The organism is Citrobacter sp. wls829 (assembly GCF_005280825.1).
Taxonomy (GTDB): domain Bacteria; phylum Pseudomonadota; class Gammaproteobacteria; order Enterobacterales; family Enterobacteriaceae; genus Citrobacter; species Citrobacter gillenii.
Genome location: NZ_SZWP01000029.1, coordinates 129027 through 145172, shown reverse-complemented (window position 1 = coordinate 145172; position 16146 = coordinate 129027). Strand labels below are relative to the sequence as shown.

The following is a 16146-nucleotide window of genomic DNA, read 5'->3' as shown; positions in this document are numbered from 1 at the left end:
ACGTGACTGGGGTGAGCGAGGAAAGCCAACGCATCTGCAGCTTGAAGTATGACGAGTTAGGTGGCAAAGGACTTGAGCTACAGCCTCAAATCCCTTCGCCGGCATTATCCGGATCAGGTTCGACGGGTATCTCTCAGCCTCATACACTTCATCCTTCACGCTGCCTCTGCGTTGGCTGCGTTTGCTTGCCGCCTTGATGCATCATGAATGATTTTGTGTATGTCTTTTATTGGCACCCCGTTGAGAACGGCGTTAGTGTAATGATTTTGTTGCTATGCGGCAATCAAGAGCCGGATCTACGGGTCCGGCGGTGCAAACCATGCTGATTTAAAATCAAACCAGCCAAGCGTATTCATGCGTAACCCACGCATACTGCGCTGCCCCTGAATGATCAGCCAGTGATGGATCAGCGGTACAATGGCTTTACTGGCAAGCAGTTGCTGACACCATGCTGCGAGGCTCATCTCGCCAGTGCGCCAGCGGGCGGCGTCGCTTTCCCAGTCCAGAGAAAGACAGTTTTGCAGCAGCGGGACTTCGCACAAATGGGCGAACAGCGAGAAGTCCAGCGGTAAGGTAAAGTTGGCGCTGTTGAGCCAGATATCGCTGACGGTCTCACCTGCGTGCCATTGATCGTAGTCGATCTCCTGAATATTCAGCTGTACCTGATGCTCCGCCAGTAACGTTTTCATGATCTGCGCAATCACCCGATGCTCGATATGATCGCGATAGTAGGTGAGCGTCAGCGTTTCCAGTCCCGCCGGTTTTTCACCGAGTCCTGGCCTGGCGTGATGCCAGCGAGGCAGTAATCCGTACGCGGGAAACCAGTGTCGCTGATACTGCTCGTCAGCCTGAAAAATTAAATTCGTCGGCGAGAGTATGCGGCTTACCCATTCGCGCACCTCCTGATTGGCTCCGCGATGGGCGCGGGAATCAAACAGCATGTAATAACACCCTTCCTCCAGCCGGCTTTCGATAGCCTTTTCATCTTCCGTCGGGCCTTTGAGCGTGAGTCCGCCGCCAGGCTCTTCGGCGATGTCCGGTAACACCCACACGTTCACTTCGTCAATCAGCGCCCGGTAACCAAAGTAATCATCAAAAGCGTGAATTTTTAGCTGGTTACTCGTATTGCGGGCGACCGCATAGGGACCGGTGCCAATCGGGTGGCTGGAAAAGTTATTCAGCGTTTCCCATTCGCGCGGCAGGATCATGGCGGGGACCTGTCCCAGTAGCCACGGCAGCCAGCGATCAGGTTGCGCCAGATGGATATCCAGCGTCCAGGCCGTGGGAGAGGCAATTTGCGTAATGTGCGAGTACAGCGGCAGGCTGTTGATCCGCCTCAGTGAGGCGATCACATCCTCCATTTCCAGCTCGCGACCATGATGAAAATGGATCCCAGGACGCAGGAAGAACCGCCAGTGCAGCGGCGAAATTTGTTGCCAGTGGTGGGCAATATCGGCTTCCAGTTCCCCATTTTCCTCATTTACGCGGGTTAAGGCGCTGAAGATTTGCCTGGCGATATGGGTTTCGGAACGGCGTAGCGCCGTACCCGGGAGCAGATTGCGCATCGGGCGATAGTAAAGGACGCGCATGATGTGCCGCCCCTGGCGAAAGCTGCGGCCCAGATGGGAAACCAGCATTTGTCGCACGGCTGTTTTATCGCCGACCAGTTGCACCAGTTGATCAATGCGATCCTGTTCCAGCAGGTCTTCCGCCCGCTGCTGCTGGAGCGCCAGCCCGGTGTAGAGAAAGGTCAGGCGTGAACGTTTGCCGCGACCGACCTCGGCTTCCCACGTTAGCCAGCCGCGTTCCTGCATGGTGTTGAGCAGGGTGCGCATATGGCGGCGCGAGCAACTGAGTAACTCTGCCAACTCGTTCAGCGTGGTGTCTTGCGTTTTGCCGTCGCAGCATTGCCACAGGCGGATAAACTGTTGTTGCAAACGACCAGAAGACATAAAAGGGGAACTCCCACGGAAAACTCAGCAATTTTATTATCCCCATATTAAGCCAATAATGAATTCCGATGAAGCGATGAGACAACGAAGGGGTCATCTATGCGTCAGTTCTATTTAAAGTACTTTACCTCGACAGCGCGTTTGTCCTGGTTGGCTTGCCTGAGTGCGCCGCAGCGCTTAAAGATGCTCGATGAACTGATGCAGTGGGAGTTGCAAGACTGACCTCTGAATTGGGAATTGCAGACATCATGTGTGACTGAGTATTGGTGTTAATCGCCGCGCCAGCAGGTATTATCTGCTGGCTTTTTTCGTTTCCGCTGCGCTTACAAGGAAAGATATGCTCTGGATTATGACCATGGGACGGCGCCTCAACGGCGTGTATGCGGCGTTTATGCTGGTTGCCTTTATGATGGGCGTAGCGGGCGCGTTACAGGCACCCACGCTGAGCCTGTTTCTGAGTCGCGAGGTGGGGGCACAGCCATTTTGGGTTGGGCTGTTTTACACCGTCAATGCGATCGCCGGGATCGCGGTCAGCCTTGGTCTGGCGAAACGATCCGATAGTCGGGGCGATCGGCGTAAGCTGATCATGTTCTGCTGTCTGATGGCGATTGGCAATGCGTTGCTGTTTGCCTTTAACCGCCACTATTTAACGCTGATCACCTGCGGGGTGCTGCTGGCTTCGCTGGCAAATACCGCCATGCCGCAGCTGTTTGCGCTGGCGCGGGAGTATGCCGATAACTCGGCGCGAGAAGTGGTGATGTTCAGCTCGGTGATGCGTGCGCAGCTTTCGCTGGCGTGGGTGATTGGGCCGCCGCTGGCGTTTATGCTGGCGTTAAATTACGGCTTCACGATGATGTTTTCGATTGCTGCCGGGATATTTGCCATTAGCCTGGTGCTGATCGCGCTGATACTGCCGTCGGTGGCGCGGGTCGAGCAGCCTGTCGATGTCCCGCTTGAGCAGACCGGCGGCTGGCAGGACAAAAATGTGCGCATGTTGTTTATTGCCTCCACGCTGATGTGGACCTGCAACACCATGTACATTATCGATATGCCGCTGTGGATTAGCCTTGAACTGGGACTACCGGACAAACTGGCAGGGATCCTGATGGGCACCGCCGCCGGGTTGGAAATTCCGGCAATGATTCTGGCGGGTTACTACGTGAAGCGTTTTGGTAAGCGGCGGATGATGATAACCGCCGTGGCGGCAGGCGTGCTGTTTTACCTTGGGCTTATCTTCTTCCATAGCCATACGGCGCTACTGGTCCTGCAGCTGTTTAATGCGGTATTCATCGGGATTGTTGCCGGAATAGGCATGCTGTGGTTTCAGGATCTGATGCCCGGCAGGGCGGGTTCAGCTACCACCTTATTTACCAATAGTATCTCCACGGGGGTGATTATGGCGGGGGTCATTCAGGGGGCGGTGGCGCAAAGTTATGGGCATTATGCCGTCTACTGGGTGATTGCAGGAATTTCGGTGGTTACGCTGGTGATGACCGGACGAGTGAAGGATGTGTAGTGGGTGTGCCGGATACGCTGCGCTTATCCGGCCTACAAATCTTTCCGTAGGCCGGATAAGACGCTTTTGCGTCGTCATCCGGCATGCTTATCCGGCAACAACAAGCACTAGCGCATAAACGCGGGCTGTTTGTTCTCGTAAGTCGAGATCGCGTCTTCGTGCTGCAACGTCAGCCCAATACTGTCGAGACCGTTCAGCATGCAGTGGCGGCGGAAGGTGTCGATTTCAAACGGATACGCTTTATCGCCAGCCTTCACCACCTGTGCCTGCAGATCCACCTCAAAACGGATCCCCGGATTGGCCTGTACCAACGTGAACAGTTCATCCACTTCGTCGTCGCTTAATTTCACCGGCAGCAGTTGGTTATTAAAGCTGTTGCCGTAGAAAATGTCGGCGAAGCTTGGGGCGATCACCACTTTGAAACCGTAATCGGTCAGCGCCCACGGCGCATGTTCGCGCGAGGATCCGCAGCCAAAGTTTTCTCGCGCGAGCAGAATCGACGCGCCTTGATATTCCGGGAAGTTCAGTACGAATTCCGGATTAGGCTGCTGACCATTCTCATCGAGAAAGCGCCAGTCGTTAAACAGGTGTGCGCCAAAACCGGTACGCGTCACCTTCTGCAAAAACTGTTTGGGAATGATTGCATCCGTATCGACGTTGGCGGCATCCAGGGGGACAACCAGGCCGGTATGCTGGGTAAATTTCTCTGCCATGGTAGTTTCCTTATTTGATGCGGCGAATGTCGGCAAAATGACCGGTAACGGCGGCCGCGGCGGCCATGGCCGGGCTGACTAAGTGCGTACGCCCTCCGCGGCCCTGACGACCTTCAAAGTTACGGTTGCTGGTGGAAGCACAGCGTTCGCCCGGATTCAGACGATCGTTGTTCATCGCCAGGCACATTGAGCAACCCGGTAAGCGCCATTCAAAACCGGCTTCAATGAAAATCTTATCCAGACCTTCTGCTTCAGCCTGGGCTTTAACCGGGCCTGAACCCGGCACTACCAATGCCTGCACGCCCGGCGCGACCTTGCGGCCTTTGGCGATTTCAGCTGCGGCACGTAAATCTTCAATACGCGAGTTGGTGCAGGAGCCGATAAACACTTTATCAATAGCCACTTCCGTCAACGGAATGCCTGGCTTCAGCCCCATATAGGCCAGCGCTTTTTCCGCTGATGCGCGTTCAACCGGATCGCTAAACGACGCGGGGTCGGGAATGTTATCGTTTACGGAGATTACCTGGCCTGGGTTAGTGCCCCAGGTGACCTGCGGAGCAATCTCTTCTGCCTGCAGGGTGACGGTGGTATCAAACGTCGCTCCGTCGTCGGTTTTCAGCGTTTTCCACCAGGCAACGGCATCGGCAAAATCCTGACCTTTAGGGGCATGCAAACGTCCCTGTACATAGTTGAAGGTGGTTTCATCCGGAGCGACCAGACCCGCTTTGGCCCCCATTTCGATTGCCATGTTACACAGGGTCATACGACCTTCCATGCTCAGGGCGCGGATGGCATCGCCGCAAAACTCAACCACGTGCCCGGTACCGCCTGCGCTACCGGTTTTACCGATAATCGCCAGCACGATATCTTTGGCAGTAATTCCTGGTGCTGCCGTGCCATTGACTTCGATCTTCATGGTTTTGGCGCGCCCTTGCTTCAGGGTTTGCGTGGCCAGCACGTGTTCGACTTCTGAGGTCCCGATACCAAACGCCAGCGCGCCGAACGCACCGTGTGTGGCGGTGTGGGAGTCACCGCATACGATGGTCATACCCGGTAAGGTCACACCTTGCTCGGGTCCCATCACGTGGACGATACCCTGAAAAGGGTGGTTCAGATCGTACAGTTCGACGCCGAACTCATTGCAGTTTTTGATCAGCTCCTGCATCTGGATGCGCGCCATTTCACCGGAGGCGTTAATGTCTTTGGTTTGCGTCGAGACGTTATGATCCATGGTGGCGAAGGTTTTACCCGGCTGGCGAACCGGACGGTTATGCGCCCGCAGCCCGTCGAATGCCTGCGGTGAGGTCACTTCGTGCACCAGATGGCGGTCGATATACAGCAGCGGCGTTTCGTCCTGCGCTTCATACACGACGTGCGCATCGAACAACTTTTCATACAACGTTTTAGCCATGATTACACCCCTTCTGCGACGTAGCGAGCAATGATATCGCCCATCTCATCGGTACTGACTGCGGCTGTGCCACGGGCTAAATCACCGGTGCGAATACCTTCTGCTAATGCGCGGTTAACGGCGCTTTCAATGGCTGCTGCTGCATCATTGGCGTCCAGGCTGTAGCGCAGCAACAGAGCCAGTGACAAAATCTGGGCAATCGGGTTGGCAATGTTTTTACCGGCGATATCCGGTGCTGAGCCGCCGGCGGGCTCGTACAGGCCAAAGTCCTGTTCATTCAGGCTGGCAGACGGCAGCATGCCCATGGAGCCGGTGATCATCGCGCATTCATCGGACAGGATGTCACCAAACAGGTTGGAGCACAGCAGCACGTCAAACTGAGACGGATCTTTAATCAACTGCATGGTGGCGTTGTCGATATACATATGCGTCAGGACAACGTCCGGGTATTCATTGGCTATTTCATTGACCACTTCACGCCACAGAATCGAGGTTTGCAGCACGTTGGCTTTATCAATCGACGTCACTTTACAGCGACGCTTGCGGGCAGATTCAAATGCAATGCGCGCAATACGTTCGATCTCGAAACGGTGATAGACCTCGGTATCAAAGGCTTTTTCATGTTGACCGCTACCTTCACGGCCTTTTGGTTGACCGAAGTAGATCCCACCCGTCAGTTCGCGTACGCACAGGATGTCGAAACCGTTGGCGGCAATATCGGCGCGCAGCGGGCAAAAATCTTCCAGCCCCTGGTACAGCTTAGCCGGGCGCAGGTTGCTGAATAATTTGAAGTGTTTACGCAACGGCAACAGGGCACCACGCTCCGGCTGCTGGTTTGGCGGCAGGTTTTCCCATTTCGGGCCGCCCACGGAGCCAAACAGAATGGCATCGGCCTGCTCACAGCCGTCAACTGTTGCGGGTGGCAGCGGCTGACCGTGGTTGTCGATGGCAACGCCGCCCACGTCATAGTGGCTGGTGGTAATGCGCATAGCGAAACGGGTGCGAATCGCGTCCAGTACTTTCAGAGCCTGCGCCATCACTTCCGGGCCAATACCGTCACCCGGCAAAACAGCAATATGATAATTCTTCGACATCACACGGTTTCCTTGTTGTTCTCGTTGTTTTGAGCTTTGCGTTGCAATTCTTTTTCGACTTCTTCGGCGCGCCAGATGTTATTCAGTACATGCACCATGGCTTTCGCGGAGGACTCGACAATATCCGTTGCCAGGCCTACGCCGTGGAAGCGACGGCCGTTAAAGTTGGCGACGATATCCACCTGACCCAGCGCATCTTTACCGTGGCCTTTTGCGGTCAGGCTGTATTTCACCAGTTCGATGTCGTAGTCGGTAATACGGTTGATGGCCTGATAAATAGCATCGACCGGGCCGTTACCGTTGGCGGCTTCAGCTTTCACATTCTCGCCACAGGCCAGCTTGACGGAGGCGGTGGCAATATCATTGGAGCCAGACTGCACGCTGAAGTAATCCAGGCGGAAATGTTCGGGTTCTTCTTGCTGTTTGTTAATAAAGGCCAGCGCTTCCAGGTCGTAATCAAATACCTGACCTTTTTTATCCGCCAGCTTCAGGAAGGCGTCGTACAGGTTGTCCAGGCTGTATTCACTCTCTTTATAGCCCATCTCATCCATACGGTGTTTGACCGCAGCACGTCCGGAACGGGACGTCAGGTTCAGTTGCACCTGGTTCAGACCGATGGACTCCGGGGTCATGATTTCGTAGTTTTCACGGTTTTTCAGTACGCCGTCCTGATGAATACCGGAAGAGTGGGCAAAGGCGCCGCTACCGACAATCGCTTTGTTGGCCGGAATCGGCATATTGCAGATTTGGCTGACTAACTGGCTGGTACGCCAGATTTCCTGATGATTAATGCGGGTCTGTACGTTCAGAATATCTTTGCGGACTTTGATCGCCATGATCACTTCTTCCAGCGAGCAGTTACCGGCGCGTTCACCGATCCCGTTCATCGCCCCTTCGACCTGACGCGCACCGGCATGAACAGCGGCCAGCGCGTTACCGACGCCCAGACCTAAATCGTCGTGGGTGTGCACGGAAATGATCGCTTTGTCGATATTCGGCACTCGTTCATACAGGCCGGAAATGATTGCGCCAAATTCGAAGGGCATGGTGTACCCGACGGTATCGGGGATATTAATGGTTTTGGCACCGGCATTAATCGCCGCTTCTACCACGCGAGCCAGATCGGCAATAGGGGTACGGCCGGCGTCTTCGCATGAGAATTCCACGTCATCCGTGTAATTACGCGCACGCTTAACCATATAGACAGCCCGCTCGATAACCTCATCCAGCGTACTACGTAATTTGGTGGTGATATGCATCGGCGAGGTGGCGATAAACGTATGAATGCGGAAAGCCTCAGCCACCTTCAGGGATTCAGCGGCCACATCGATATCTTTTTCCACACAGCGGGCTAAGGCGCAGACGCGGCTGTTTTTAACCTGTCGGGCAATGGTCTGTACCGACTCAAAATCACCTGGCGAAGACACAGGGAAACCGACTTCCATCACGTCAACGCCCATACGCTCGAGAGCCAGAGCAATCTGCAGTTTTTCTTTCACACTCAGGCTTGCCTGTAACGCCTGTTCACCATCGCGTAAGGTGGTATCGAAAATAATGACTTGCTGGCTCATGGTTTAGGTCCTTTGTCTTTTTTGGCGCCTTGCTTCGAGCATAAAAAAACCCGCGCAGCGGCGCGGGTTTTTGTCTTAACTGGAGCTGACGTAATGCTAAATGTCGTTCACCAGTCTACCGCGCAACGAAGATGCGTTTAGTAGTAGTAGACCGTTAAAACGAACAATGTAAGTCATCAATCAGGCTCCAGGCGAATGCGATATGCTTTTAGTGGTACTGGATATGAAAGCTGATGTCAACCCCGCTCCCGGTAAACGTCCGTATTCAGAAGAAAAACACCTCTGCAATCTAAGCGAATTGTGCTGAATTTTTAGAGAAGCATAAAATAAATCAGTGTGCGTTCGTACATACTTTTCATGCTTTGACATATTTGAGCATATTTGTTTGCAACTATTGTGACAGCATGCTGATGAGATGGGGTGTAGATACACTTTTTATCTTTATGATTTATCAGTTTTTATAGTGACCATGAATGAGTACAGGGGGCACGCTTATCAATGATTGATAAATTAATGTTAACTTTTAATGTATTAATAATATAAACATTTAATCAAATCTTAAATATATATTCACCGTGCGTATGATTGTGTATTCGTCGTGCTTATGGTTATATTGTTCGTGAAATTTAAACATATGAATCATCGTGCAGTGACATCCGCCACACTGCGCTCGCATTGGGTTTCTGTTCATTTAGGTTCATACCTTTATGTTTTCCTAATTTTAATGTTTTTCCTTTTTCTTATTTTATATGCATGGTAAATCATATTAACGGAGGTTATTTCTTCACTCCGTCTGGGAAAAGGGAGTTTAGAGTGACAGTGGAGTTAAATATGCCAGAAGTGAAAATAATAGATAAACCAAATCCTATAACAATGGGAAAGCCGCAGCTTCGCATGGTTGATCTTAATTTATTAACCGTCTTTGACGCGGTAATGCAGGAACAAAATATTACCCGCGCTGCGCATACTCTGGGGATGTCGCAACCTGCAGTCAGTAATGCTGTGGCTCGTTTGAAAATTATGTTCAATGATGAACTTTTTGTTCGTTATGGTCGTGGGATCCAGCCGACAGCGCGGGCCTTCCAACTCTTTGGCTCTGTCCGTCAGGCATTGCAACTGGTACAGAATGAACTGCCGGGTTCGGGGTTTGAGCCTGCCAGCAGCGAGCGCGTATTCAACCTCTGCGTATGCAGCCCATTGGATAATATTCTGACCTCCTTGATTTATAATCGGGTTGAGCAAGTTGCGCCAAACATTAATGTCGTATTTAAATCTTCACTCAATCAAAACACCGAACATCAATTACGCTATCAGGAAACTGAGTTCGTTATTAGTTATGAAGAGTTCCGTCGCCCTGAATTCACCAGTATTCCCTTGTTCAATGACGAGATGGTGTTAGTCGCGAGCAGAAAACACCCCCGTATTAGTGGTCCATTATTGGAAAACGATGTTTATAATGAACAGCATGCGGCGGTATCTCTCGATCGCTTTGCATCATTTAGCCAACCCTGGTATGACACTGCGGATAAACAATCTTGTGTCGCTTATCAAGGTATGGCGTTAATCAGCGTGTTGAATATTGTTTCGCAAACGCATCTGGTGTCTATTGCACCACGTTGGTTAGCGGAAGAATTCTCTGAGCAGTTAGATCTGCAGATATTGCCTTTACCGTTAAAATTGAATAGCCGCACATGCTATCTTTCCTGGCATGAAGCTGCGGGCAGGGATAAAGGCCACCAATGGATGGAAGAATTGTTAGTCTCCGTCTGTAAGCAGTAGTATTCGGCAGAATAAATCGGGCAAGACGTCTGGTTTATTCTGCTTTTGTCTTTTTATCTAAGATTTTGTGCTGAACTTGTCTTTCTGCATCTGTCCAAAAGTGTAAAAAAATAGACTAATCGCTGTAAGTCTCCATTTTTAAGCGATTATTTCTCATTTCATTAGCGGATGCTGGTTTAAATCTCCATTTATTCTGCGCTTACCTCCTTTTTATTCTTATTCATGCGAATTCCCCCTCTTAGGTGTCAATTGCCATGCGTCATCCTCAGCGGTTAATGTGTTGTTAAACCGTTATTCATTATAAGAGTGGAGGCAAGCCATGGAGATGTTGTCTGGAGCCGAGATGGTCGTGCGATCGCTCATCGATCAGGGTGTGAAGCAGGTATTTGGTTATCCTGGGGGCGCGGTCCTCGATATTTATGATGCGCTGCATACGGTCGGGGGAATCGATCATGTGTTGGTCCGTCATGAACAAGCCGCCGTACATATGGCCGATGGTCTGGCGCGTGCCACGGGTGACGTCGGCGTAGTTCTGGTGACCTCCGGGCCGGGCGCAACCAATGCGATAACCGGTATTGCTACGGCGTATATGGATTCCATTCCGCTGGTGATCCTCTCCGGGCAGGTGGCGACGTCGCTGATTGGCTACGATGCCTTTCAGGAGTGCGACATGGTCGGTATCTCTCGTCCGGTGGTGAAGCACAGCTTCCTCGTTAAGCAAACGGAAGATATTCCTCAGGTCCTGAAAAAGGCCTTCTGGCTGGCGGCAAGCGGTCGCCCAGGCCCTGTGGTCGTGGATTTGCCAAAGGATATTCTGAATCCGGCAAAGAAACTGCCGTATAGCTGGCCGGAGTCGGTCAGTATGCGCTCGTATAATCCGACGACAACCGGACATAAGGGGCAAATAAAGCGCGCGCTACAAACGCTGGTCGCGGCTAAAAAACCGGTGGTATATGTTGGCGGCGGTGCGGTCAATGCGGCCTGTCATGAACAACTTGGCCAGATTGCACAAGCGCTTAACCTGCCGGTTGTTTCTTCGTTGATGGGATTGGGCGCGTTTCCGGCCACGCATCGTCAGGCGCTGGGCATGCTGGGGATGCATGGCACCTACGAAGCCAATATGACCATGCATCATTCCGACGTGATCTTTGCCGTTGGTGTTCGCTTTGACGATCGCACAACCAATAACCTGGCAAAATATTGCCCAAATGCGACCGTACTGCATATCGACATCGATCCGACCTCTATTTCGAAAACCGTCACTGCGGATATTCCGATTGTCGGCGACGCCCGACTGGTGCTGGATCAGATGCTGGAACTGCTACCGCAGGAGAAATCGCAGCAACCGCTTGATGATAACCGCGACTGGTGGCAGCAGATAGAACAGTGGCGTGCGCGCCAGTGTCTGAAATATGACACGCAAAGTGAGAGCATTAAGCCGCAGGCTGTCATTGAAACCCTCTGGCGTCTGACGAAAGGGGATGCGTATGTAACCTCGGACGTTGGTCAGCACCAGATGTTTGCCGCGCTGTACTACCCGTTTGATAAGCCGCGTCGTTGGATTAACTCCGGTGGCCTCGGCACCATGGGATTCGGTTTACCTGCAGCGTTAGGCGTAAAGATGGCGCTACCGAATGAAACGGTGGTGTGCGTCACCGGCGATGGCAGTATTCAGATGAATATCCAGGAGCTGTCGACGGCGTTGCAATATGAGCTGCCGGTGCTGGTACTCAATCTTAACAACCGTTACCTCGGCATGGTTAAACAGTGGCAGGACATGATTTACTCCGGGCGTCACTCGCAGTCTTACATGCAGTCGCTGCCCGACTTTGTACGTCTTGCCGAGGCATATGGTCATATTGGTATCCAGATAAACCATCCGGATGAACTCGAGAGCAAATTGGGTGAGGCGCTGGAGCACGTGCGTAACCATCGTCTGGTGTTTGTCGATGTCACCGTTGATGGCAGTGAACATGTCTACCCGATGCAGATTCGCGGAGGCGGTATGGATGAAATGTGGTTAAGCAAAACGGAGAGGACCTGATTATGCGCCGGATATTATCAGTATTACTGGAAAACGAGTCGGGTGCATTGTCACGAGTGATTGGTCTCTTCGCTCAGCGCGGTTACAACATTGAAAGCCTGACCGTCGCACCGACGGACGATCCGACGTTATCGCGAATGACGATCCAGACGGTGGGTGATGAAAAGGTCCTTGAGCAGATCGAAAAGCAGCTGCACAAACTGGTGGATGTCCTGCGCGTAAGCGAGTTGGGACAGGGGGCTCATGTTGAACGAGAGATCATGCTGGTGAAAATTCAGGCCAGCGGTTACGGCCGTGAAGAAGTGGTGCGCAATACGGAAATATTCCGCGGGCAAATCATTGACGTCACGCCGTCCATCTACACCGTACAACTGGCAGGTACCAGCGATAAGCTCGATGCTTTCCTGGCTACATTGCGTGAAGTGGCGAAAATCGTCGAGGTTGCGCGCTCCGGCGTGGTGGGGCTTTCTCGCGGTGATAAAATCATGCGCTAATCATGGCCCAGTTATTAATTCGTGAGCCCAATGCTACCGGTTGGGCTTTTTTTTGAGAAATCAGCGGTAACCAGAGACAAAAGCGGTTGCCGCGGTCATTATTCTGCGCTTAGATGTTAAGAGTTTAACCCATGCCATCTCAAAGGTTATGGTTGGTACATTTTACGCAAGGGGCAATTGTGAAACTGGATGAAATCGCTCGGCTGGCCGGCGTTTCGCGAACGACTGCAAGCTACGTTATTAATGGCAAAGCAAAGCAATATCGCGTAAGCGACAAAACGGTTGAAAAAGTCATGGCGGTGGTGCGCGAGCATAATTACCACCCAAATGCTGTGGCAGCCGGGCTACGTGCTGGACGCACACGTTCTATCGGGCTGGTGATCCCGGATCTGGAGAATACAAGTTATACCCGGATAGCCAACTACCTGGAGCGCCAGGCGCGTCAGCGTGGCTATCAGCTGCTGATTGCCTGCTCTGAAGATCAGCCAGATAACGAAATGCGCTGTATTGAACATCTATTACAACGCCAGGTTGATGCCATTATTGTGTCGACCTCTTTGCCGCCGGAGCATCCGTTTTACCAGCGCTGGGCTAACAGCGCATTCCCGATTGTGGCGTTAGACCGCGCGCTGGATCGTGAACATTTCACCAGCGTTGTCGGGGCCGATCAGGACGATGCAGAAATGCTGGCGGAAGAATTGCGTAAGTTCCCGGCTGATACCGTCCTTTATCTCGGTGCGCTGCCGGAATTATCTGTGAGTTTCCTGCGTGAGCAGGGTTTTCGTACCGCGTGGAAGGACGATCCGCGTGAAGTGAATTTCCTGTATGCCAACAGTTATGAGCGGGAAGCCGCCGCGCAGCTGTTTGATAAATGGCTGGAAACGCACCCGATGCCACAGGCGTTGTTTACCACTTCCTTTGCGCTTTTACAGGGCGTGATGGATGTGACATTACGTCGTGACGGGCAGCTACCGTCTGATTTAGCGATTGCTACCTTTGGCGATCATGAATTGCTCGACTTCCTACAGTGCCCGGTACTGGCGGTGGCGCAACGTCATCGCGACGTTGCAGAGCGCGTACTGGAAATCGTGTTGGCCAGTCTGGATGAGCCGCGTAAGCCAAAACCAGGCTTAACGCGCATCAAGCGTAACCTGTATCGCCGCGGTATTCTCAGTCGGAGTTAAGGTGTTCTGCTGGACGCGCTGGAAGGCGATAACCTTCTGGCGCGGTCATTTATTCAAATATCAGAAATAACCTCATTATATTTAAGAATATTCTTTAGAATTGTCTGAAATTCAATTTCTATATATCGTGATTAAAAACGCAACCCACCATTTTACGTTATTGATACGTAACGACGCGTTACGATTGTATTATTTTGTTACATGGTTGTAGGGAATTGCCGAATTAACAAACACTTTGCTTCTGTATTGCAGATTTTTCTCACCTGCCTTGGTCGTACAAGGCGTACAGACCGATTAACTGGTACTGTTATCTCGCTGCATATTGTCCTAAAATGCCGCTCGCGTCGCAAACTGACACTTTATATTTTCTCGAGATGATATTGAGTTGTTTTAAACAATGATGAGTTGTTGGATTTTTTTCTTACAAATATTCATGACGTTAATTTGCTTCGTTCGCTGTACGGAATTTGTTCAACGCTGATATTGGCCGTAAACATTGGGTTTTTTGCTCCGCTAAGCGCCGTGACTTGCTTGACAAGGTTTTCCTCCGCTCCGTAAACTCCTTATAAGTGGGATTTTGTGGGACAAAGTGGTAATCGGGGGTGAGACTGGCATGTTCCGGGGAGCGACGTTAGTTAATCTCGACAGTAAAGGGCGCTTATCAGTGCCTACCCGGTATCGGGATCAACTGCTCGAGAGTGCTACCGGTCAAATGGTTTGCACCATTGACATCCATCACCCGTGCCTGCTGCTTTACCCCCTGCCTGAATGGGAAATTATCGAGCAGAAGCTATCTCGTCTGTCCAGCATGAATCCGGTAGAGCGCCGCGTACAGCGCCTGCTGTTGGGGCATGCCAGTGAATGTCAGATGGATAGCGCCGGTCGATTACTGATAGCACCCATTTTGCGGCAACATGCAGGGTTAACAAAAGAAGTGATGCTGGTTGGGCAGTTCAACAAATTTGAGCTGTGGGATGAAACGACCTGGTATCAACAGGTCAAGGAAGATATCGACGCTGAGCAATCTGTTACCGGCGCGCTGTCGGAACGATTGCAGGATTTGTCTCTATAAGATGATGGAAAATTTTAAACATACAACGGTGTTGCTGGATGAGGCCGTAAACGGTCTGAATATTCGTCCGGACGGCATCTACATTGACGGGACATTTGGTCGCGGCGGTCACTCACGACTGATCCTCTCGCAGCTTGGCGAAGAGGGGCGTTTGCTGGCTATCGATCGCGATCCGCAGGCCATTGCGGTGGCTCAGAGCATTAACGATCCCCGCTTCTCCATCATTCATGGACCTTTCTCCGCGCTGGCTGAGTACGTGAGTGAGCGCGGGCTAACCGGTAAGATCGATGGCATCCTTCTCGATCTTGGCGTCTCTTCTCCGCAATTAGACGATGCGGAGCGCGGCTTTTCGTTTATGCGTGACGGTCCGTTGGACATGCGTATGGACCCAACGCGCGGCCAGTCAGCCGCCGAGTGGCTGCAAACGGCAGATGAAGCGGATATTGCCTGGGTGATTAAAACCTTTGGCGAAGAACGCTTTGGCAAACGCATTGCTCGCGCCATTGTCGAGCGTAACCGCGTTGAACCGATGACCCGCACCAAACAACTGGCGGAAGTCATTGCGGCGGCCATGCCGGTAAAAGACAAATTCAAACATCCCGCGACCCGTACCTTCCAGGCGGTGCGCATTTGGGTGAACAGTGAACTGGAGGAGATAGAGCAGGCGCTAAAAAGCTCGCTCAGCGTGCTGGCTCCAGGTGGTCGCCTTTCTGTCATCAGTTTCCACTCGCTTGAAGACCGTATTGTGAAGCGCTTTATGCGCGAACAAAGTCGCGGTCCTCAGGTTCCGGCGGGGATCCCGATGACCGAAGCGCAGATCCAAAAGCTGGGCGGCCGTGAGTTGAGAGCATTAGGCAAGTTGATGCCGGGTGAAGAAGAGGTCGCAGAAAATCCTCGTGCCCGTAGTTCAGTTCTGCGCATTGCAGAGAGGACGAACGCATGATCAGCAGAGTGACAGAAGCCCTCAGCAAAGTTAAAGGATCGATAGGAAGTAACGAGCGCCATGCTTTGCCTGGCGTGATCGGTGACGATCTTTTGCGGTTCGGGAAGCTGCCACTCTGCCTGTTCATTTGCATTATTTTGACGGCGGTCACCGTCGTGACGACCGCGCACCATACGCGGTTACTGACCGCACAGCGTGAACAGTTAGTTCTGGAACGCGATGCACTGGATATCGAATGGCGTAACCTGATCCTCGAAGAGAACGCTCTCGGTGACCATAGCCGTGTTGAACGGATCGCAACGGAAAAGCTGCAGTTGCAGCATGTCGCTCCCTCACAAGAAAATATCGTTGTACAAAAATAAGGATAAACGCG

At 52.2% G+C, this 16146-nt stretch carries 15 protein-coding genes and 1 riboswitch; of the genes, 9 read left to right on the top strand and 6 right to left on the bottom strand.

Translation table 11 applies throughout. The annotated features are described in order from the left end of the window. Window positions 1-72: 72 nt before the first annotated feature. Window positions 73-250: riboswitch (TPP riboswitch) on the bottom strand. Window positions 251-296: 46 nt separating this feature from the next. Continuing rightward, the gene (sgrR, locus tag FDW88_RS03265) at window positions 297-1952 is read right to left on the bottom strand and encodes an HTH-type transcriptional regulator SgrR (protein WP_137362015.1); all 1656 of its coding nucleotides are present in this window, start codon (window positions 1950-1952) and stop codon (window positions 297-299) included. A gap of 99 nt (window positions 1953-2051) precedes the next feature. Here sgrR and sgrT point away from each other — a divergent pair, with 99 nt between their 5' ends. Together sgrT and FDW88_RS03255 are read left to right on the top strand one after the other, a co-directional pair. Then, entirely contained in the window at window positions 2052-2174 is a 123-nt protein-coding gene (sgrT, locus tag FDW88_RS03260; protein ID WP_096758320.1) for a glucose uptake inhibitor SgrT, read from the top strand. 115 nt (window positions 2175-2289) lie between these two features. Then, the gene (locus FDW88_RS03255) at window positions 2290-3468 is read left to right on the top strand and encodes a sugar efflux transporter (protein ID WP_137362014.1); all 1179 of its coding nucleotides are present in this window, start codon (window positions 2290-2292) and stop codon (window positions 3466-3468) included. A gap of 107 nt (window positions 3469-3575) precedes the next feature. On the opposite strand, the gene leuD is transcribed toward FDW88_RS03255, so the two are convergent. The 5 genes from leuD to leuL all read right to left on the bottom strand — a co-directional run bounded on the left by leuD (window position 3576) and on the right by leuL (window position 8434). Further along, window positions 3576-4181 (bottom strand): 3-isopropylmalate dehydratase small subunit, encoded by a 606-nt coding sequence (gene leuD / locus FDW88_RS03250; RefSeq protein ID WP_096758318.1) that lies wholly within the window; start codon window positions 4179-4181, stop codon window positions 3576-3578. Window positions 4182-4191: 10 nt separating this feature from the next. Further along, complete coding sequence (gene leuC / locus FDW88_RS03245; protein ID WP_137362013.1) at window positions 4192-5592, bottom strand: 3-isopropylmalate dehydratase large subunit; 1401 nt, start codon at window positions 5590-5592, stop codon at window positions 4192-4194. Between the two features lie 2 nt (window positions 5593-5594). Next, entirely contained in the window at window positions 5595-6686 is a 1092-nt protein-coding gene (leuB, locus tag FDW88_RS03240; RefSeq protein WP_115259468.1) for a 3-isopropylmalate dehydrogenase, read from the bottom strand. Continuing rightward, window positions 6686-8257, bottom strand: coding sequence for a 2-isopropylmalate synthase (gene leuA, locus FDW88_RS03235; RefSeq protein WP_137362012.1), 1572 nt, complete (start codon window positions 8255-8257; stop codon window positions 6686-6688). The genes leuB and leuA overlap by 1 nt, the downstream gene beginning before the upstream one ends. A 96-nt stretch (window positions 8258-8353) precedes the next feature. Further along, complete coding sequence (leuL, locus tag FDW88_RS03230; protein WP_115259466.1) at window positions 8354-8434, bottom strand: leu operon leader peptide; 81 nt, start codon at window positions 8432-8434, stop codon at window positions 8354-8356. Window positions 8435-9088: 654 nt separating this feature from the next. On the opposite strand from leuL, the gene leuO reads away from it, so the two are divergent. From leuO to ftsL, 7 genes are all read left to right on the top strand, one after another. Further along, window positions 9089-10036, top strand: coding sequence for a transcriptional regulator LeuO (leuO, locus tag FDW88_RS03225; RefSeq protein ID WP_137362011.1), 948 nt, complete (start codon window positions 9089-9091; stop codon window positions 10034-10036). Between the two features lie 319 nt (window positions 10037-10355). Then, entirely contained in the window at window positions 10356-12080 is a 1725-nt protein-coding gene (gene ilvI / locus FDW88_RS03220; RefSeq protein ID WP_096758313.1) for an acetolactate synthase 3 large subunit, read from the top strand. Window positions 12081-12082: 2 nt separating this feature from the next. Then, window positions 12083-12574, top strand: coding sequence for an acetolactate synthase small subunit (gene ilvN, locus FDW88_RS03215; protein WP_096758312.1), 492 nt, complete (start codon window positions 12083-12085; stop codon window positions 12572-12574). A 179-nt stretch (window positions 12575-12753) separates the two neighbouring features. Further along, window positions 12754-13758, top strand: a complete 1005-nt coding sequence (cra, locus tag FDW88_RS03210; protein WP_096758311.1) for a catabolite repressor/activator — start codon at window positions 12754-12756, stop codon at window positions 13756-13758. Window positions 13759-14371: 613 nt separating this feature from the next. Then, on the top strand, window positions 14372-14830 hold the full coding sequence (mraZ, locus tag FDW88_RS03205; RefSeq protein WP_005124560.1) for a division/cell wall cluster transcriptional repressor MraZ: 459 nt from the start codon (window positions 14372-14374) through the stop codon (window positions 14828-14830). 1 nt (window position 14831) lies between these two features. Beyond that, window positions 14832-15773, top strand: coding sequence for a 16S rRNA (cytosine(1402)-N(4))-methyltransferase RsmH (rsmH, locus tag FDW88_RS03200; RefSeq protein WP_115259463.1), 942 nt, complete (start codon window positions 14832-14834; stop codon window positions 15771-15773). Next, window positions 15770-16135, top strand: coding sequence for a cell division protein FtsL (ftsL, locus tag FDW88_RS03195; protein WP_137362010.1), 366 nt, complete (start codon window positions 15770-15772; stop codon window positions 16133-16135). The genes rsmH and ftsL overlap by 4 nt, the downstream gene beginning before the upstream one ends. Window positions 16136-16146 lie beyond the last annotated feature (11 nt).

Excerpts from the sequence above, each read along its gene's own strand:
- sgrT (WP_096758320.1), top strand. The coding sequence starts at position 2,052 with ATGCGTCAGTTCTATTTAAAGTACTTTACCTCGACAGCGCGTTTGTCC.
- leuO (WP_137362011.1), top strand. The coding sequence starts at position 9,089 with ATGCCAGAAGTGAAAATAATAGATAAACCAAATCCTATAACAATGGGA.
- rsmH (WP_115259463.1), top strand. The coding sequence starts at position 14,832 with ATGATGGAAAATTTTAAACATACAACGGTGTTGCTGGATGAGGCCGTA.
- leuA (WP_137362012.1), bottom strand. The coding sequence starts at position 8,257 with ATGAGCCAGCAAGTCATTATTTTCGATACCACCTTACGCGATGGTGAA.
- ftsL (WP_137362010.1), top strand. The coding sequence starts at position 15,770 with ATGATCAGCAGAGTGACAGAAGCCCTCAGCAAAGTTAAAGGATCGATA.
- ilvN (WP_096758312.1), top strand. The coding sequence starts at position 12,083 with ATGCGCCGGATATTATCAGTATTACTGGAAAACGAGTCGGGTGCATTG.
- leuC (WP_137362013.1), bottom strand. The coding sequence starts at position 5,592 with ATGGCTAAAACGTTGTATGAAAAGTTGTTCGATGCGCACGTCGTGTAT.
- sgrR (WP_137362015.1), bottom strand. The coding sequence starts at position 1,952 with ATGTCTTCTGGTCGTTTGCAACAACAGTTTATCCGCCTGTGGCAATGC.
- FDW88_RS03255 (WP_137362014.1), top strand. The coding sequence starts at position 2,290 with ATGCTCTGGATTATGACCATGGGACGGCGCCTCAACGGCGTGTATGCG.
- mraZ (WP_005124560.1), top strand. The coding sequence starts at position 14,372 with ATGTTCCGGGGAGCGACGTTAGTTAATCTCGACAGTAAAGGGCGCTTA.
- ilvI (WP_096758313.1), top strand. The coding sequence starts at position 10,356 with ATGGAGATGTTGTCTGGAGCCGAGATGGTCGTGCGATCGCTCATCGAT.
- leuD (WP_096758318.1), bottom strand. The coding sequence starts at position 4,181 with ATGGCAGAGAAATTTACCCAGCATACCGGCCTGGTTGTCCCCCTGGAT.
- leuB (WP_115259468.1), bottom strand. The coding sequence starts at position 6,686 with ATGTCGAAGAATTATCATATTGCTGTTTTGCCGGGTGACGGTATTGGC.
- leuL (WP_115259466.1), bottom strand. The coding sequence starts at position 8,434 with ATGACTTACATTGTTCGTTTTAACGGTCTACTACTACTAAACGCATCT.